Source organism: Butyrivibrio sp. AE2005, from assembly GCF_000686965.1.
GTDB lineage: Bacteria > Bacillota > Clostridia > Lachnospirales > Lachnospiraceae > Butyrivibrio > Butyrivibrio hungatei_A.
Window position 1 is genome coordinate 1 of the sequence record NZ_JMMD01000001.1, and the last position, 18,519, is coordinate 18,519.

Consider the following 18,519-nt stretch of genomic DNA (forward strand, 5'->3'; position numbering starts at 1 on the left):
CCAGTATGAAGAACAACATAGATGACATCAACGGATGGCTCTATCACAGAATTCGCATGTGTATATGGAAGCAATGGAAACTACCGAGGACTAAATTTAGAAATCTCGTAAAGCTCGGAATTCCAGAACACTATGCGGCAACTATTGCGAACAGTCGCAGGAAGTATTGGTACGTTAGTAACAATAAGGCTGTGATTTGGGCGTTAAATAAAGAAAGACTGATAAACAGTGGCTTCTTTGATTTAGCCACAGCCTATCAGTCTGTGCACGTCAACTATTGAAAGCGCCGTATACCGAACGGTACGTACGGTGCTGTGAGAGGACGGCGGTTAGTCACCGCCTTCTACTCGATTTAGGTATATAATGTTCGAAGCGGTTTTTAGTCTGAAAAACTGCTATAAATTCTATTTTCACAATATAGTCAGTGACGTTTAGAGTCTTTTCACTGCTTATATTCCCAACTATTTTGAAATAGGCATTTGCTTTTTGAGGATGATTACTGCTCATATTTACAATGCTTTCATTATGAGCAGAGGTATTTTGCTGTTATCTATAGAAAAAAGTGGTAGAGGCACTGCTCAATGTCATTAAGTTAACATTGACCAATTAAGGGATTAACCAAAGAATCAACAAGAGCGATTGAGGTATTTATATCTTCAATCGTTCTTTTTTTATTTCTGAGCATCACAACAAGACAGACGAAAGTCTGCCGCAAAAAGTATTCAATTAAGTATAATTATGCTACTCTATACAAGAAACCATGAAAAATCTTTGTAGTCAGATTTCGAGTGCGATGTCGTTCTGGCCGTATCGGTATAAGATTTCTTGCAATTATGGTTTCCAGATTGGGTGGTGATGCTCTTTCATAGAAGAAGAGTCTGCACATATGGACGGCAACTGAGAAGTTTGCTTTATATGTATGCTTTCTTTGTTTTTTAGCAATGACTACATGCGAGGTAATCATTTCAGAAAAGTTATACATAATCAGATGTGCATAGATTTCTTGATGGATGCACATCACCTTTTTTGAATGAAAATCAAGCATCCCTAATGTATACTTTAAATCTCGGAAAGATGTTTCAATTCCCCAACGGGCAGCGTATAGTCGCTTTAACTCTGTCGCTGGATACGCGTCTTTGTCAAGGTTCGTGAGTACTGTTTCGTAACTCTCAGTTCCTATTTCAAAACGGACCACCCTGAACTTTAATTCATAAAATATAACAGGATCTGCTTTTCTTGTTTTCTCCGGTAAATAATCGAAACTTGCGTTATGGGGGATAAATCGATATTTATTTTTATCTTTCATAAGTTCCTTTATTTCATTGGTTTGTTTTCGTACAAGCTTCAAGCAAATATCAACATCAAATTCATTCTCTTCAGGGAGTAGCAATCCGTCCTTTATGCCAGCTTTTCCATCTTTTACACGTATCAAAAAGAACCATCCTTTTTCCTGTATATGAGCCATGTTGTTATAAGATTCATATCCCCTGTCTGCGATGACTAAGGCCTTCTGTATGTCTGATTTATCAACCATTTCTTACAATGCCATATGTTCATTCCCACTCATACGCCCTTGTATTCTTGAATCAACATAAATATGTTGTTCAAGATCATAAAGGGCGTTTAAATGAATTAGGTTGTAAGGCTTCTGACCATTTGCCCCTGGAAAATAGGTATCTTCATCATCTGGATTAGTTGCGATTTGAATATCAGAACCATCTACTGCCAATAATCTTAATTGGCAAGATTGCTCGGTTATCTTTTCTGTGAACCCTGCCAATATATCCCTGAAGGCTTCAGGCTTGATTTTGCTCCGTTGTTGGACAAAAGCAGAGGCGGAGGGCATTTCAGGGTCATTATTAAAGATGTCAATCAACTCATTTGTAAGTCCCTTGCTACCCATTCCGATAATACTTTCCACGACTTTTTTTAAAGAGAGTTTTCGTTCTCGTGAAAAATCACGCCCTGGATTTGAACAATACTTATCAGAAGCATTTGCAACAGTTTCAATTTCCGACATTAATAGCTTTTTAATGTGTTTTGGTTTCATATAAGCACCTCCTTGCAATTAACTCTTGCTAATTACAAGGGCCGCTTTCGCTACCTCTCTATTCGATCAGTAGCGAAAGCGGCCGCACATTTTGTCGCTCGTGTCAAGTGTTAAAAAAAAGACCCCTATACCATTTCTGATATAGGAATCTATGTTTGTTATTTTAACTTAATGACATTGAGCCGTGGCTAGCCTTTTTTATGTAATAGGAAATTCCTCTGGAATCTCCTATTACATAAAAAACAAGCTGCGCTTGTAAGATGTGTCTCGCCTGCATATGTACTTAATTGCTTTCAGCAATTGCAGGCTCGCACTGCGGGAGTTTCGCATAGCGAAACTCTATCTTGTTGAATCCTTGACAGGGAAGAAATCCTATGATATAACATACTACGTCAGACATACTATGGCAGTCGAGTATAGAAATCGGAATATGTTTTATTAATAGGGGAGAGAAAGATGAAGAAGATAATAGGCCGTGTCACAGGTGTTATTTTGGCAGGGATTGTCCTGTTTATTACTATATTTGCTGTTTATCAGCATTTGAATATGCATGGAGCTCTTAAGCAGCTTAGAACAGAAGGCTATGAAAATCGAGTTTCAGTGGGTGATTATTCGCTTAATGTGTATCAGTGTGGAAAAGAAAATGGTAATCATAGAATAGTTTGCTTATCGGGATTTATTGATGGTGAAGCTGTCATAGCCTGGCGAGAAATGACAAAAGAAATTGAAAAGAATAATGAATTGTATTTCATCGACAGGGCTGGATATGGCTTGAGTGACGACACTAAAAACGATATGACAGTTGAATATGTTGTTGAGGACTATCGCAAGGCTCTTAAAAATGCCGGCGTGAAGCCTCCATATGTTCTTATAGGCCATTCCTTAGGCGGTATATATTCTACTTATTGGGAAAGCAAATATCCTGATGAAATAGAAGGTGTCGCAATTTTTGATGGCGTACCAGTTTATCCGATTGAAGAGGACCAGTACAGTGCTTGGGACTTCTTCCCTGGTTGGATGCATACAGCTGGTAAATTTGGTCTAATCAACGCTCTGATTAAGCCTATCTGTAATGAGGATGATGACGACAGTACTTTTGCTATCTTGGATGAAAAGCATAGAGATATAGCCTGGAGAGTATTATCTAAGACTATGGGTTCAAATGCCTGTAACTCAGAAGAAAAGCTATTTGGAGACAACATTAGAAAGACTTGGGACACCTTAAAAACGAATGAAATACCTAAAGTATATGTTGCGGCCACAACATATGGAGTAGAAAGTGAAAATCCTGATATAAAAGCAACATATATGGAAAAGCTAGGAAATTGTCAGATGGTAGAGTGCCCTGGATGGCATGAAATATATCTGGATAAACCTGAGAAATGCTCAGATATCCTGGTTAATTTTATTAAGGAAATTAATTGATATAATCACCCTATATAATGATGTGAGTGTCAAAAGTGAATTTTGCTTAGCACAAGCTAAAGCCTGTGTACATACTAAAAACTTCTTTTTAGTCGGTTTTTAGTATGATTTTTTATATCAGTTGAGTGGAAACAAGAATGAAAAAGGCTAGCCGATAGAAAATCAATGTCATTAAGTTAAGATGACAGCCCAAAAGATCTCTATGTCAGAAATGACATAGGGGTCTTTTTTTCTTAAAAGGTATTGACAGATTATCGTAAATGTGTGGCCGCTTTCGCTACTGATGTTTTAAAGGTAGCGAAAGCGGCCCTTGTAATTAAGGAAAACTTGATTGCAAGGAGGTCACATATGAAACCAAAACACATTAAAAAGCTTTTATTATCTGAAATCACTACCACTAAGCAAAGATAAAAGAAGGAGAAGTAAATGTACGGATTAAAAGAGCTACTAAATAAAGAGACTAACTATTAAAAGTCAACAAGAAAATGAAGATTTTTGAATAAAACATCGTTAAGTGTTTTAGATAGCCTGGAGGCAGGATTAAGCCTCAATCAGTACCTTGAAAACTGCATGACAAACAGAGCATCTGAACAGGTGCTCTAAGAAAAGGATGTAAGTTAAAGACTCTTTATTTTCGGTAGGCTTCGCCTGTAAGTTCCATCCGATAGATGGTGCGTATCAGCTTTTTCGCCGCATGACCGATAGCAACATTGTAGTGCTTGCCTTCACTTATCTTTTTAGAGAGGTAAGCGCCGAAACTCTCATCCCAGTGGCAGACATATTTTGTGGCATTGAACAAAGCATACCGTAGGTAACGAGAGCCCCGTTTTTCCATGTGGGAAAAGCAAGAATCAAGTTGTCCTGATTGGTATGTAGATGGCGATAACCCTGCAAATGCAAGTATCTGATCGGCATTGCTGAAGCGGTTGAAATCGCCAATCTCTGCAAGAATCATGGCTCCCATACGGTAGCTAATACCAGGGATTGTCATAATCGGAGAGTCGCAAGTATCCATAATGGATTTGATTGAAGCTTCGATTTCATCAATCTCATCCGTCATCACCTCGATCAGATGGATGGTGTGCTTCAACTCCATTGATTTTGCCGGCATAACAGAACCGATTGAATCCTTTGCAGCATCTCTTATGGTGACAGCCATATTTCGTCCGTAGCGTCCCTTAGAAGCTGTTTCAAGGACATTTCTTAGATGTGTAAGGTGACTTTCAGCAATGTAAGAAGCACCGGGAAACTCAGAAAGTAAGGCGTACACAGAAGCCATATGAAGATTAGGAACGAGCTTTTCCAGTTCCGGAAACAGGATATTAATAAGCCGAGCCACAGACGATTTAAGCTTGGCTCGCTCTTGAACCTTGTCAAAACGGTAGCGGGTTAATGACTTGAGTTCTTCGCTGTGATATGATGTGTCTGAGTAGGGCTTGAGAGTCTTATCAGTCATTAACATCATAGCAATCGAACCGGCATCGACTTTATCCGTTTTCGTCTTTCTAAGGCTTAAACCTTTTCTGTAAAGATTTGTGTGTAGCGGGTTGATAACACAGGTGGGTAGACCTTTATCAATGAGCGATCCGAGAAGATTGAGTGAGTAGTGACCGGTAGCTTCAAGACCTACTTTTATTTCGGTCCTATCATCAGTCACTGAGAAAATCTTTTCATACAACTCATCAAAGCCTGTCTTGTTATTCGGGATAGTAAACACCGGATAGAGATTATCGGCTTCTGATCCCAGGATGCAGCAATCATGCTTATCCTTTGCAACATCGATACCAACGTAGATCATACATGTGATCCTCCTTAAAAGTATTTGACGCTGTATTGGATCCACAGGGCTCTCTGCCGATGTAACCTCGTTCTACATAAACCGTCATGCGGTATCTAACTGATTAACATTGTGACAAAGAGGCTGTGGTTGGAGCCTTTTTGAAACCGTCTATGCGGTAGGAGGAACGAACCAATCCACAGCATCTTCAACAGCATATCCTATACCTATAGAGAAGGTAAAGAATGGATATGACTATATAATACGAGGAGGAACGGCTTCTGAGAATAAAGGCTGTAGTTGATAAGCAGCTGGATGAGGCACCAGAGGGGCGACTTAGGATTTCATCGTCGGGGAAGCTTGTTCAATACATGCATTGTACTGATGAAAACAAGAAATCAATATATCAGGGAAACTATATAAAAAAGGAAAATACCGAATTTATCAAAGCTCTTGCGCAGAAAGGATATGACAAAAAGGTAAAAAGACTTGTTGATCTGAGACTTAAGCAGATACAAAAAATAAATGCGGATTATGATGATCATGAAATTGAAAAAATATATGCATGCATGAATCCTACGAGAAAGAAATTAGTCAGAGCGTATGAGATTCCGTTTGAACAGAGGATATCTGAGTGGAAAGAAATAGAATATAACGGGAAAAGTTTTTCTGAGGATTCACCGGAGATATGTACAAGGAAAGGCGAGAGAGTCAGGTCGAAGAGTGAAAAAATAATAGCGGATACATTCTTTGAACGCGGGATAGAATATAAGTATGAGTGTCCGCTTGAGCTAAAAGGATATGGAATCATATTTCCTGACTTTACAATTATTAGTAGGAGAACCGGAAAAGAAGTGTATTGGGAACATGATGGACGAATGGACGATCCTCAATACGCGGAAACAGCGGTCAGGAAGATAGATACATATATAAGAAATGGAATAGTGCCGGGAGATAGGCTGATTGTTACATTTGAAACCGTAAACTATGTATTAAGCGACAATACGATAGATGCGATGATAAAAAAATATTTGTGATACCTAATGAGAACATAAACGCTTCAGGAGGAATGAAACAATACTGAGTAAAAAATGACTATTGCTGTTATCCTGAGGGGATTGGACAAGATTGCAGATAAGGACAATTAATAAATTGACATGTGAACACGTGTTCGATATAATAATCATAGATTCGCTACCATACATCAATCTATGCAACATTGGCTTTGACTTTGGAGGTATGAAAACAGTGGAAATTGAGGAATGTATCAAGGATGCGTTTGAAGACTCTATGCAGTTATTTGTTCAGACAGAAGAATACAAGAAGGAACGTGATGAGATAAATGATTTGATCATAACATTTCGAGCAATGCTGGATGTGAACCGGCAACTGCAGTTTAATGAAATAGTAGATGCCATAACCGTTGCAGACGGTAAGCTTGCATCGGAAGCATATCTGCACGGAGTTGTAGAGGGGATAGCGCTTCGTGAGAAAATAATCGGATAGATGGTAAAAAAGTGCAAAGACATATTTTAATATGTGGTAAGTACCTTATCTACCAAGTAGAATGGCGGAAAGGAAGATACATATCACATGTGGGTATGTCTGAACACTATTTTCTATCAAAATGGAATATATAATCGAATGCCTTTATTCATCTTCAGACTCAAGCAGGGCGTTAATGAGCTCGCGCCTTTGCTTGGATGTCATCTTGGAGGCATTTTTTGCAATAAGTCTATGAATCATATAATATTCAGATTCGAAATCTCCGCTTTCTGAGGAGTTCCCGTTTAACAGATAGTCGGTAGTAGTGTGAAGGGCAGTGGCGATATTGGCTATAACGGGCCCTTTCGGAACACGGTCGCCCTTTATATATCGAGACATTGAGACTTCGGTGACGTCGACTTTTTCAGCGAGTTCACGCTGAGTCATATTAAGCTGAGAAAGTAATTCAGCTATTCTTCCTCCTAATGTGTTGTTCATAGGATATCCTCATTTCTAATTTGATATATTATCTTGGATAAATGAAAGTGTAATGCCGCTTTTTTAAGATAAAACATCTTAACCGGCTAATATACATTCTCTTTATTCATATATGGAATAATTTCAGAAACTTACCAAAAGTATAATTCAATTCATCCAAAACGTCAAATTAAAATAATTTTCGGTAAGTATAAAATCCGTAAAACGCAGTAAAATAGCAGTGTTTGATTATTTTATCAGAATCACGGCATAAACAAACGGTAAATTAATGTGTTGACAACTTTCCAAACGTGATATATGATTAGATCAAGCTAAAACGAACGGAGGTGAGATGAAAATGTCAGAACACGCAAATATGCTGTTATTAGGACTGGCACGTGCACCATGTGCGTAAATTTTTTTATCCATTGACTTACCAAATGTATAAGCAAGGATAAAACAAATTAACTTTTGTTCTATAAAATCTACGCACAGGAAAGGAGAATGCTTATGAAGAACTGGCTTGAAGCAGCAGGAATAAGAGCTGTGAAGACGGTGGCACAGACAGCCATTGCCACGATAGGAACTTCGGAGTTTCTGGGAGACGTTAATTGGGTGATGGTTGCAAGTGCGGCATCATTGGCAGGAATACTTTCCCTGCTGATGAGTATTTCCGGGATTCCGGAACTGAAGAAATAAGGAAGGCGCCGGCTCGGCGCTTCCTTCAACAATGAAAACAGAACACAAAAAACAAAACACAGAAACCAAAAAACAAAGTACAAAAAGAAAAGGAGAAAAATTATGAATTTTGTAGAAAGTATAATGACTCAGAACCCCTGCTACACAGAGGGAAGAAAAATAACCGTGAAAGGCCTTATGCTCCATTCTGTCGGATGCGCACAGCCCCGAGCAATGGCATTTATCAATAGCTGGAACACACCTTCACATGACAGCTCATGCGTTCATGGCTTCATAGACGGAAACGACGGAACAGTGTATCAGACGCTTCCTTGGAACCACAGAGGATGGCACGCAGGCGGAGCGGCAAACAATACACATATCGGAGTTGAGATGTGTGAGCCTGCAAGCCTTAATTATACAAGCGGAGCGACCTTTACCTGCTCAAACATACCTGAGGCACGCAAATCGGTAAAAAGAACATATGAAGCGGCAGTCAAACTGTTCGCGATGCTCTGCAAATTATTTAACCTTGATCCTCTTGGAGACGGAGTGATTGTTTCTCACAATGAGGGACATATCAGAGGAATAGCTTCCAACCACAGTGACCCCGAGCACTTATGGAATCAGCTTGAAACCGGCTATACGATGGACGGATTCAGAAAAGCGGTAAAAGAACTTTTGGACAAAGGTGTTGCGGACTTTCCAAAGGGAAGCACAGAAGAGGCATATCCTTATGCCGGACCGGCGGGCACTTATCCGCCCGTACCTTTTTCTGTAAAAGTTCTTATAGATAATCTGAACATCCGTGCAAATCCGAATTTTGGAGGTGCGATCAAAGGACAGACAGGCAGAGGTGTATTTACGGTTGTTGAAGTACAGAACGGATGGGGAAAGCTTAGAAACGGAACAGGTTGGATCTATCTTGAAGAGAAGGCATATTGCACAGTCCTTGACCGTTTGATCTCGGAAAGCTATGAAAGGAAATCCATTGATGAGATCGCAAGAGAAGTAGTGAATGGAAAATGGGGCAACGGCGAAGAAAGGAAGATGCGTCTTACCGAAGCGGGATATGATTACAATGCTGTACAGCAGAGAGTAAATGAGATTATCTGGAATCCTTGAAGAAAAGAGCTTTTGGCTTGGTTAACCTAAGGCAAAAGCTCTTTATTGCCGCAATTATATGTCAAACGTATAACATAGCCGGTCTTGTGTAAAAGACAATTACTTGTGCAAGATATACAAAAACCATATTGATATATCGTAATTAATTCACGAAATGGATAATTTTTTGATAAAAACGTATGTCAACCGATTGACATAAATAAACGTCACGTGGTAATATCTGTTTACAATAAACAAAGACCTTTAAAAGGAGGGGTTATTTAAGATGAGAAGGAAAATAGTTTCATTAGTAGTTGGTGCAGCATTGGCATTATCAATGGTTGCATGCAGTACACAGAATCCGGAAGAGCCTGTTGCTCAGACTGCCGGAGAGCAGGTTGCAGATAGCAGCAATGGAGGGGGATCGGCTATCTCAATTTTAAATTCTAAAACAGAGATTCAGACACAGTTCGAGGATATGGCAAAAGAGTATGAAGAGAAGACAGGTGTGCATGTTGAAGTATACAATGCCGATACGGATACAACAGTTGCTTCACAGATTGCAACAAAGTATGCATCACACGATCCTTATACACTTTCAATGGTGGATCCGAAAGATATATATGCAGTAGCAAATGAGTATGCTTACGATCTTTCAAATGAGGACTGGGCAAAGAAAACAAAGCTTGGAATCACGGTTAACGGAAAAGTTGTAGGATTTCCTTTCTGTGTAGAGGCAAGAGGTATTCTTTATAACGCAGATGCGATTGAAAAGATCACGGGAGAAACGTTCGATCCTACATCGGTTGCTAAGCTTGAAGATTTCCAGAAGTTACTTGATAAGCTTGTACAGGGCGGAATGGAGAAGCCTGTAGGAATTCTTTCAGAGTATTGGTCACTCGGTGCACACTGGTTCCCTATGGTATATGAAGAGCAGCAGGATCCGGATGCATTTGTAAAGAGCCTTCTTGATGGATCGGGTAAGCTTTCGGATAATGAGAAATTCAATTCCTTAATGGATTCATTTGATACGCTTATTAAATATAACTATGCAAAAGGTTCTGCTTCTAACGCAGATCGTGAAGAGACATCAATGATGCTTGCAGAAGGACAGATCGCTTTCATGTTCGGAGGAAACTGGGATTGGTCAGTTATCAACCAGTATGATTACACAGAGCACCTCGGAATGATGCCTGTTCCGCAGAATACTACAGATACAAGCAACTTTAAGATTGTCGGCGGTGCAACCAAGTATTTCTTTGTTGACAGTTCATCAGATACTTCAGATGAGCAGAGACAGGCTGCGCTTGACTTCCTTAACTGGCTTGTAAACGATGCTGACGGAAATGCTTTCCTTACAGAAAAGTGTGCGCTTGTTCCTGCTTTTGAAAATATCAAAGCCGATAAGCTCGATCCATTTTCTCTTTCTGTAAAGACATATGCAGATGCAGGAAATATGATTCCTACATACAATTACCTTCCCGACGATCATATGACGGTAGTAGGACAGGAGATCATGCAGAAATACCTTGATGAGTCAATGGACAGAGCAGCACTTGCTGATGCGGTAACTGAGTATTTCAAGTCTGCAACACCTATTGAGCACTGATAATTTACTCAATAATCAATCTGATTGTAAAAAGACATTATATCAGGGCTTCGATCATCAAGAAGCCCTGATAAAAAAGAAAAGAGATTTAAGTGTTTAGTGCACGGGTATTTTGAAAGGTGAGGCATATGAAAACTAATACACTGGGCTATAAATTAAAACAGTATTTGATCTTTGCTGGATTAACAACGGTAATATTTTGCAGTGTTGTGATAATACCTTTTATTTATGGACTGTATCTTACATTTACGAGCTGGAACGGGGTATCCAGAAATAAGCCTTTTGTAGGCATGGAAAATTATCTTAATGCATTTTCGGATGGGGGATATTGGACATCTCTCGGACGTACGTTTATCTATTCGGCAATAGCTGTTGTACTTGTAAATGCTGTTGCATTTATCATTGCATATATGGTTACGAGCGGAATCAAAGGCCAGAATTTTTTCAGAGCCGGATTCTTTGTACCGAATCTTATCGGTGGTATCGTACTTGGTTATGTTTGGAAATTTGTATTTAATAAAGCGCTGGTAGAGCTTATGGGCTATATATCAGACGGAAGAGCTAAGTCACTCCTTGCTACGGAGAGCGGAGCAATCGCAGCACTTATTATTGTTTCGGTATGGCAGTATGCCGGCTACATGATGCTTATTTATGTCGCAGGTTTTATGAGCGTATCGGAAGATGTTATTGAAGCGGCTAAAATTGATGGCTGTACAGGCAGACAGTCTATCATTCATATATCAATTCCACTTATGACGGCATCATTTGTACAGTGTCTTTTCCTTACAATCACAAGATGTTTCATGGTATATGACGTCAACCTTTCGTTGACTAACGGTGATCCTTATGGAAGTTCAGCGCTTGCAGCAATGCACGTTTACAATCAGGCTTTCGTAAACAAGAACTATGGAACCGGCCAGGCAGAGGCACTTATCTTGTTTGTGATCTGCGCGGTGATCGGTGGAATTCAAGTATACGTAGGTAAGAAAGGGGAGGTACAGGCATAATGGAAAATGAAAAAGCAAGACGCAATAAAATAATAAAGCATGCCATTATGATCGCTATCCTTGCGGTTATGTTTGTAGTATTTATTTTCCCTTTCATAATGGTAATAATAAATGTTTTTAAGGTAAAATCAGATATTACGGGCAATCCGCTTGCATTGGTAGGAAAGCACGGATTTACGATTGAGAACTTCCCCAAAGCGATTGAAAAAATGAAATTCTTTAATTCATTCGCTAACTCCTTTATAGTGACAGTGTGCTCAACTGTAGGAACAATCGCGCTTTCATCCATGACCGCTTACCTTATAGTAAGAAATAACTGGAAAGCAAATAAGATATTGTTCGTTCTTATGATCGCATCAATGGTAATTCCTTTTCAGGTACTCATGATCCCGCTTGTTTCACTTTACGGCGGAATACTCGGCATTCTGAATCACAGGATCACATTGATATTCATGCACATCGGATTCTCGCTTTCAATGGCTACATTCATGTTCCATGGAAGTATTAATACAAATGTTCCGTGTTCGCTTGAAGAGGCGGCTACAATAGACGGATGTAATAAATGGCAGATCTTTTCAAGAATCGTATTTCCTATACTTAAGCCAACTATAGCAACGGTGGCTATTATTGATGCAATGGCATTTTGGAATGATTATCTTTTGCCCAGTCTTGTACTTGGAAGAAAAGAGCTGTATACGATCCCTATCGCGACAAAAGTTTTCTACGGCACATATTCGACAGACACGGGTCTGATCATGGCTGCACTTTTGCTTGCGATGCTTCCGATATTGTTGTTATATCTTTTCCTTCAAAGATACATTGTTGAGGGAATCACAGCAGGAGCTGTTAAATAATTATATGAAAGGTTTTATGTTATGAAAAAGCTAGAAAACAAATGTATGTTGATCACATACGCAGACAGCATGGGGAATAATCTCAAAGATCTAGCGTTTGTAATGGACAAGTACTTTAAGGATGCAGTAGGCGGTATACATATACTTCCTTTTTTCCCATCTTCGGGAGACAGAGGATTTGCTCCTATGGATTACCACGTTGTAGACAAGACGTTTGGAGACTGGGACGATATAGAAAAGTTGTCGGAACAGTATTATCTCATGGCCGATTACATGATCAATCACATTTCGGCGCAGAGTGAGTATTACAAAGATTTTCTTCAGAAAAAAGATGATTCGAAATACAGAGATCTTTTCATTCGCTATAAGGATTTTTGGGAGAACGGAGAGCCTACACAGGAAGAAGTGGATGTTATCTACAAGAGAAAGCCCAGAGCTCCCTATGTGGATGCGGTGTTCGCTGACGGAAGCACTGAGAAAGTATGGTGCACCTTTGATGAGCAGCAGATCGATATCAACTGCAAATCGGATACGGCAAAAGAGTTTATCAAGGATAATCTTGTAAATCTCTGTAAGCACGGACTCTCGATCATTCGACTTGATGCGTTTGCTTATGCGACAAAAAAAGCAGGAAGTTCATGCTTTTTCATAGAGCCGGAAGTTTGGGAACTTATGGACGGATGCCAGAAAATAGTAGAGCCGTACGGTGTTAAGCTCCTTCCTGAGATACACGAGCACTACACGATGCAGCAGAAAATTGAAAGCCATGACTACTATGTTTATGATTTTGCGCTTCCAATGCTACTAATAAATGCGTTATACTATGGACAGTCTACGTATTTGAAGAATTGGCTTAACATTTGTCCGAGGAAGCAGTTCACAACGCTTGATACTCACGACGGAATCGGTGTTGTCGATGTAAAAGACCTCCTTCCCGATGATGAGATTGAGAGGACAAAAGAGGACATCTTTAAATACGGAGCCAATGTAAAGAAGATTTACAATACGGCTGCATATAACAATCTTGATATTTATCAGGTCAACTGCAGCTATTACTCGGCACTTGGCGATGACGACGATGCTTACCTTCTGGCAAGAGCGGTTCAGTTTTTTGCTCCCGGAATTCCGCAGGTATATTATGTGGGACTCCTTGCGGGAAAGAACGACCTTAAACTTCTTGAAGAGACCAAAGTCGGAAGAAATATAAATCGTCATTATTACAAGCTTGACGAGATAGAAAAAGAAGTCGAAAGACCTGTCGTAAAAGAGCTTCTTAAGCTTATGAAGTTCAGAAATGAGCATCCTGCATTTGACGGAGAGTTTATTCTTGAAGATTGCGGCGATGAGGAACTTGTTATTCTTAGGAAAAACGGCGACGATTTTGCACGGCTTAAAGCAAATTTAAAGACTAAGAAGTTTACTATCGAGCATTCGTAAGAAGTGCGTGGTAGGAAGAGGCATCGGAGGGAATATGGCTACATTAAAGGATGTCGCAGCCAGATGTGGGCTGACGGTTACAACTGTATCAAGGGTTCTGAACAACAGAGGGTATATCTCGGACAAAACAAGGTCCAAGGTATATGCTGCAATGGAAGAACTCAATTATCAGCCCAACGAAGTAGCCAGATCCCTGTCCAAGAAATCGACGAATACGATCGGCGTTATTATGCCGCACATAAGGCATCCTTATTTTTCCGAGATGATAAGTAACATTGAGAATGCGGCAAGCAAGAAAGGGTATAAGATCTTGCTCGCCAATTCCAAGGGCGCAGATCACAAGGAAAAAGAGTACCTTGATATGTGCACAAGTAATCGTGTTGCCGGTGTTATAGTTTTTTCCTCCACTGTAAAGGGGCTCGAATTTGCAAATAGTAATATCCCGCTTATCACCGTTGAGCGTTTTGTTGAGAACGGAACGGCAGCAGTTGAGTGCGATAATGAGCAGGGAGGAATGCTCGCAGCCGAGGCGCTTATCAAAAGCGGTTGCAAGCACCTGCTTATCATAAGCGGTGTTTCGAAAAGCGTCATGCCTGCAGATGATCGTTTGAAAGGCTTTGCCAAAGTCTGCGAAGAGCGCGGTGTTGTCTATAAGGCGGTTTCAACCAGCATGAATCAGTATAACAACCTTGAGTATCACGCTCTTTTGACGGGAGAACTTAAACTCGACAATGAGATAGACGGAATTTTTGCAAGCTCCGATCTTATCGCGGCGCAGGTTCTTCAGGTTTGCAGGAAAATGGGCAAAAGAGTACCTGAAGATATAAAACTTATAGGCTTTGATGATGTTCTGCTTTCGAGGCTTACGACTCCGCCAATCTCGACAATACACCAGCCCATTAAAGAAATGGCGGAAATGGCAGTGGATCTAGTCATTTCATCTTCTGAGGGCAAGGTTGTACCAAAACGCACGATACTTCCTGTTTCTTACATAGAAAGGGAGAGTACCAAGTAACTGATTTGAAAAATAGAATATTTAAAAGATACCGTTCTGACAGGCCTTTAACAGCTTGTTAGAGCGGTTTTTTTAAAGATAAAGAAAAAGATGGAAATACTATTGAAAAATAGATTGATATGTGCAATATTTAAGTAAAATACAAATACATTGCGATTGAGTTAAGTTAATTTAATTAAATTCCGGATTGGAGTTTTTGGTAGCATATTTACTTTTTAGTGATAACGGAGGGGAATACAGATGTATGGCGCGATAGAAGCAGGTGGGACAAAGATGGTATTGGCTGTTGGGGACGACAAGTCAAATATAGTAGAGACCACAGAGATAAAAACGAGAAGTCCGAGGGAAACAATCCCTGAGATTATGGATTTTTTTGGAAAGTATGACATTGAAGGCATGGGAATAGGCGCGTTCGGCCCTGTGTGCCTTGATAGGAACTCGGAAAGTTACGGAAAGATAGGAAAAAGCCCGAAGCTGGAATGGGTGGGCTTTTCCTGGATGGAAGCTTTTGGCAAGGCAGATTACCCTGTGACAATAGATACCGATGTCAACGCGGCATGTTTGGGAGAAGTCAAATATGGGAATGGAAAAGGGCTGAATAACGTAATCTACATAACAATAGGCACCGGGATCGGAGTTGGAGTTTATGCTGAAGGCAAGCTCCTCCATGGAGCGCTCCATCCCGAGGCAGGGCATATTCTTTTGCCTGTGAGCGGCAGAGACGGTTTTGAAGGAATCTGTCCGTATCATAAGAATTGTTTTGAAGGACTGGCATCGGGACCTGCAATAGAGGCTCACTATGGCAAGAAGCCGCAGCTTTTGCTTGATGATATGAGCGTTTGGGAGCAGGAAGCAGACTACATCGGAAAGGCATTGATGCAATATATATGTTGCTATTGCCCTGAGAGGATCATTCTTGGCGGCGGTGTTATGCATATAGAAAAGCTCTTTCCCATGATCCGCGAGAAAACCCTTTCCTATATGAACGGATATGTTGATACAAAAGAGATGCAGGATATTGAAAGTTATATAACACCTGCGGGACTTATGGGGCAGCAGGGAATAAAAGGAGCATTATTTTTGGCATCACTTAAATAAGATTAGATGAGAGATGCAGTAAATACGGAGACAATAGATGAAAAAATTTGCAATAAATAACTGGATACTGAAAAGAGTATCCGATGGCAGCAGCTACAGGACAGAGGTTCCGGGTAGCGTTCTCTATACATTGCAGGATAACGGAGTAATCCCGGATCCGTTTGTGGCAGACAATGAGAAATTTGCCCTGAAAATGATGGAAGAGGATTTTGAATACGAGGCTAAGTTCGATATTGATCATGCTCTCATGACATCTTTGAAAAAAGAGCTTGTATTCGAAGGAATCGATACCGTTGGGGAGGTGTATCTAAACGGAAGCAAAATCCTATGTGCCTGCAACATGCACAGGACTTACAGGATTGATATAACAGATTTTTTAAAGGAAAAAGATAATGAATTAAAGGTCTGCATCAGGTCAGCGCTTAAATATATAAAGGATGCATACGAAAAAAGTGAGTGCGACGGAACAGAAGATGCCATGGAAGGCTTTGTTCACATAAGAAAGGCCCACTACATGTTCGGCTGGGACTGGGGCCCGAGAATCCCTGATGCGGGACTTTTCAGACCTGTATATATTCTTGGAATAAATACTGCACGTATAGAGAATGTCAGGGTTCATCAGAGACACTCGGGCGGTAAAGCCGGGCTACGTATTTTTATTGACAGAGAAGTTTACGGTGATGATAAAGGCATTTCCTGTGATGTGATTCTTACAGATCCGCAGGGAAAAGAGCTTAAGTATGAAAATTACAGATCAGGCGATGAAATCGTGGTCGAAGATCCTTTGCTCTGGTGGCCGTCCGGATTCGGAGAACAAAATCTTTATAACCTGGATATAAAATTAAAACTTGGAAATACGGAGCTTGATTCTCTGACAAAAAGAATCGGCCTGAGAACCCTTACCATAACCAAAAAGAAAGATGAGTGGGGAGAGAGTTTCGCGCATTGCATAAACGGCTTTGATGTATTTGCATTTGGCGCAGACTATATACCGGAAGATAACTATCTGACAAGAATGACGCCCGAAAGGACAAGGAAACTTCTTGAAGATTGTAAATTGGCCAACTTCAATTCCATCAGGGTTTGGGGCGGCGGCTTTTTTCCGGATGATGCTTTCTATGATATCTGCGATGAACTTGGGATCATGGTATGGCAGGATATGATGTTTGCCTGCGGTGTCTATGACCTTACCGAGGAATTTGAAGAGAATATCAGGCTTGAAATAAAAGACAATTTAAGACGAATAGCGGATCATGCCTGTCTTGCTCTCATTTGCGGCAATAATGAGATGGAGATGTTTGTAAAAAACGGAGTGTGGGTTAAGACTCATAAGCAAAAGGCTGATTATATCAAGATGTATGAATATCTTTTTCCTAAGTGGGTAAAAGAATATGCACCTGATGCGGTATACTGGCCATCCAGTCCGTCATCGGGAGGATCTTTTGACGATCCCAACGACTTTGACCGCGGAGATGTTCACTTCTGGCAGGTATGGCATGACGGAAAACCTTTTACCGAGTACAGAAAGTACTTCTTCAGATATCTGTCGGAGTTTGGCTTCCAGGCTCTTCCGTCAAAGAAGACCTTGGAAACGGTAATGACAAGCGAGGAAGACTTCAACCTTTTTTCCTATAACATGGAAAAGCACCAGAGAAACAAATCTGCCAATTCCAAGATAATGCAGTACATGCAGGCAACTTTCAAGTATCCTACGGATTTTGATATTTTAATATATGCTTCTCAGCTTCTGTCGGGAGAAGCGATACGATACGGTGTTGAGCACTTTAGGAGAAACAGGGGGAGGTGCATGGGGACTCTGTATTGGCAGCTAAATGACTGCTGGCCTGTTATAAGCTGGGCTTCTGTTGACTATTACGGAAGATGGAAGGCACTGCACTATTATGCCAAGAGATTTTTTGCGCCCGTGCTTCTTAGCTGTGAGGAGACGAGCACTGTATCCGAAGGCATTGAGATAAATTCCGAAAATAGCAGCTTCATACCTGCGATAAAGCTTAATATCTCCAATGAGACCATGACGGAGCGAAAGCATACTGTGGAGTGGAAACTTAGAGACGCTTTCGGAAAAGAAATTGATGGAAAAGGACTTGAAATCGATACTTCGGGTACCGTCGATGTAACTGTTTCTCCGCTTTCTTCAAAGTGGGTGACTGAGCAAAGCTTCCCCGAAATCGACATATATTCCTGTTACGTGTCCTTTAAGGCCATAGAAGAGGGCGAGGTGGTATCGGAAGGAACGGCTCTTTTTGTGCCGGCGAAATATTTCCGTTTTGAAGATCCGGGGCTCACAGTAAGAATGATCTCGGAAAATGAGATAGAAATAAGCGCAAAGGCTTTTGCCAAAAATATAGAAATTAGAAATGAGAATGACGATCTGGTACTCTCAGACAACTTTTTTGACATGAATCCCGGAGTAAAGGTTGTCAGGATCATAAGGGGAGATGCCAATAATCTTACGGTCAGAAGTGTTGCTGATATTCACTGA

At 40.5% G+C, this 18,519-nt stretch carries 16 protein-coding genes and 1 pseudogene; 13 read left to right on the forward strand and 4 right to left on the reverse strand.

The genetic code is table 11. The features are described from left to right. Positions 1 to 281: pseudogene (locus DL92_RS0100005) on the forward strand (group II intron reverse transcriptase/maturase); the annotation flags it as partial. A 455-nt stretch (positions 282 to 736) separates the two neighbouring features. Here DL92_RS0100005 and DL92_RS21385 read toward each other — a convergent pair. Beyond that, positions 737 to 1,534 (reverse strand): IS4 family transposase, encoded by a 798-nt coding sequence (locus tag DL92_RS21385; RefSeq protein WP_218141017.1) that lies wholly within the window; start codon positions 1,532 to 1,534, stop codon positions 737 to 739. A gap of 3 nt (positions 1,535 to 1,537) precedes the next feature. Continuing rightward, positions 1,538 to 2,050 (reverse strand): hypothetical protein, encoded by a 513-nt coding sequence (locus tag DL92_RS21390; protein WP_051594109.1) that lies wholly within the window; start codon positions 2,048 to 2,050, stop codon positions 1,538 to 1,540. A gap of 456 nt (positions 2,051 to 2,506) precedes the next feature. On the opposite strand from DL92_RS21390, the gene DL92_RS0100020 reads away from it, so the two are divergent. Further along, positions 2,507 to 3,475: an alpha/beta fold hydrolase gene (locus DL92_RS0100020; protein ID WP_026512991.1), complete on the forward strand. Its 969-nt coding sequence runs from the start codon at positions 2,507 to 2,509 to the stop codon at positions 3,473 to 3,475. Between the two features lie 628 nt (positions 3,476 to 4,103). Here DL92_RS0100020 and DL92_RS0100025 read toward each other — a convergent pair. Beyond that, positions 4,104 to 5,273 carry an IS110 family RNA-guided transposase gene (locus tag DL92_RS0100025; protein WP_026655297.1) on the reverse strand — a complete coding sequence of 390 codons (1,170 nt, stop codon included), beginning with the start codon at positions 5,271 to 5,273 and terminating at the stop codon, positions 4,104 to 4,106. A 350-nt stretch (positions 5,274 to 5,623) separates the two neighbouring features. Here DL92_RS0100025 and DL92_RS17735 point away from each other — a divergent pair, with 350 nt between their 5' ends. Continuing rightward, positions 5,624 to 6,289: a hypothetical protein gene (locus DL92_RS17735; protein ID WP_051594108.1), complete on the forward strand. Its 666-nt coding sequence runs from the start codon at positions 5,624 to 5,626 to the stop codon at positions 6,287 to 6,289. Positions 6,290 to 6,491: 202 nt separating this feature from the next. Beyond that, positions 6,492 to 6,758: a hypothetical protein gene (locus tag DL92_RS0100035; protein WP_026666542.1), complete on the forward strand. Its 267-nt coding sequence runs from the start codon at positions 6,492 to 6,494 to the stop codon at positions 6,756 to 6,758. A 144-nt stretch (positions 6,759 to 6,902) separates the two neighbouring features. Here DL92_RS0100035 and DL92_RS0100040 read toward each other — a convergent pair whose 3' ends face one another. Then, positions 6,903 to 7,235 carry a helix-turn-helix domain-containing protein gene (locus DL92_RS0100040; RefSeq protein WP_026655295.1) on the reverse strand — a complete coding sequence of 111 codons (333 nt, stop codon included), beginning with the start codon at positions 7,233 to 7,235 and terminating at the stop codon, positions 6,903 to 6,905. Between the two features lie 489 nt (positions 7,236 to 7,724). Here DL92_RS0100040 and DL92_RS0100045 point away from each other — a divergent pair, with 489 nt between their 5' ends. From DL92_RS0100045 to DL92_RS0100085, 9 genes are all read left to right on the forward strand, one after another. Next, positions 7,725 to 7,913, forward strand: a complete 189-nt coding sequence (locus DL92_RS0100045; protein WP_330365379.1) for a holin — start codon at positions 7,725 to 7,727, stop codon at positions 7,911 to 7,913. Between the two features lie 102 nt (positions 7,914 to 8,015). Further along, a complete protein-coding gene (locus DL92_RS17740) occupies positions 8,016 to 9,017 on the forward strand; it encodes an N-acetylmuramoyl-L-alanine amidase (protein WP_242838930.1) in 1,002 nt (333 codons plus the stop codon). A gap of 265 nt (positions 9,018 to 9,282) precedes the next feature. Then, positions 9,283 to 10,605, forward strand: coding sequence for an ABC transporter substrate-binding protein (locus tag DL92_RS0100055; RefSeq protein ID WP_026655293.1), 1,323 nt, complete (start codon positions 9,283 to 9,285; stop codon positions 10,603 to 10,605). A 128-nt stretch (positions 10,606 to 10,733) separates the two neighbouring features. Beyond that, a complete protein-coding gene (locus DL92_RS0100060; protein WP_026655292.1) occupies positions 10,734 to 11,612 on the forward strand; it encodes a carbohydrate ABC transporter permease in 879 nt (292 codons plus the stop codon). Further along, positions 11,612 to 12,466, forward strand: a complete 855-nt coding sequence (locus DL92_RS0100065; protein ID WP_026655291.1) for a carbohydrate ABC transporter permease — start codon at positions 11,612 to 11,614, stop codon at positions 12,464 to 12,466. The genes DL92_RS0100060 and DL92_RS0100065 overlap by 1 nt, the downstream gene beginning before the upstream one ends. 21 nt (positions 12,467 to 12,487) lie before the next feature. Next, positions 12,488 to 13,903 (forward strand): sucrose phosphorylase, encoded by a 1,416-nt coding sequence (gene gtfA / locus DL92_RS0100070; RefSeq protein ID WP_026655289.1) that lies wholly within the window; start codon positions 12,488 to 12,490, stop codon positions 13,901 to 13,903. Between the two features lie 34 nt (positions 13,904 to 13,937). Next, complete coding sequence (locus DL92_RS0100075) at positions 13,938 to 14,918, forward strand: LacI family DNA-binding transcriptional regulator (RefSeq protein WP_026655288.1); 981 nt, start codon at positions 13,938 to 13,940, stop codon at positions 14,916 to 14,918. A 240-nt stretch (positions 14,919 to 15,158) separates the two neighbouring features. Further along, positions 15,159 to 16,016 carry an ROK family protein gene (locus tag DL92_RS0100080; RefSeq protein ID WP_034468227.1) on the forward strand — a complete coding sequence of 286 codons (858 nt, stop codon included), beginning with the start codon at positions 15,159 to 15,161 and terminating at the stop codon, positions 16,014 to 16,016. Positions 16,017 to 16,053: 37 nt separating this feature from the next. After that, the gene (locus DL92_RS0100085) at positions 16,054 to 18,519 is read left to right on the forward strand and encodes a beta-mannosidase (RefSeq protein WP_026666544.1); all 2,466 of its coding nucleotides are present in this window, start codon (positions 16,054 to 16,056) and stop codon (positions 18,517 to 18,519) included.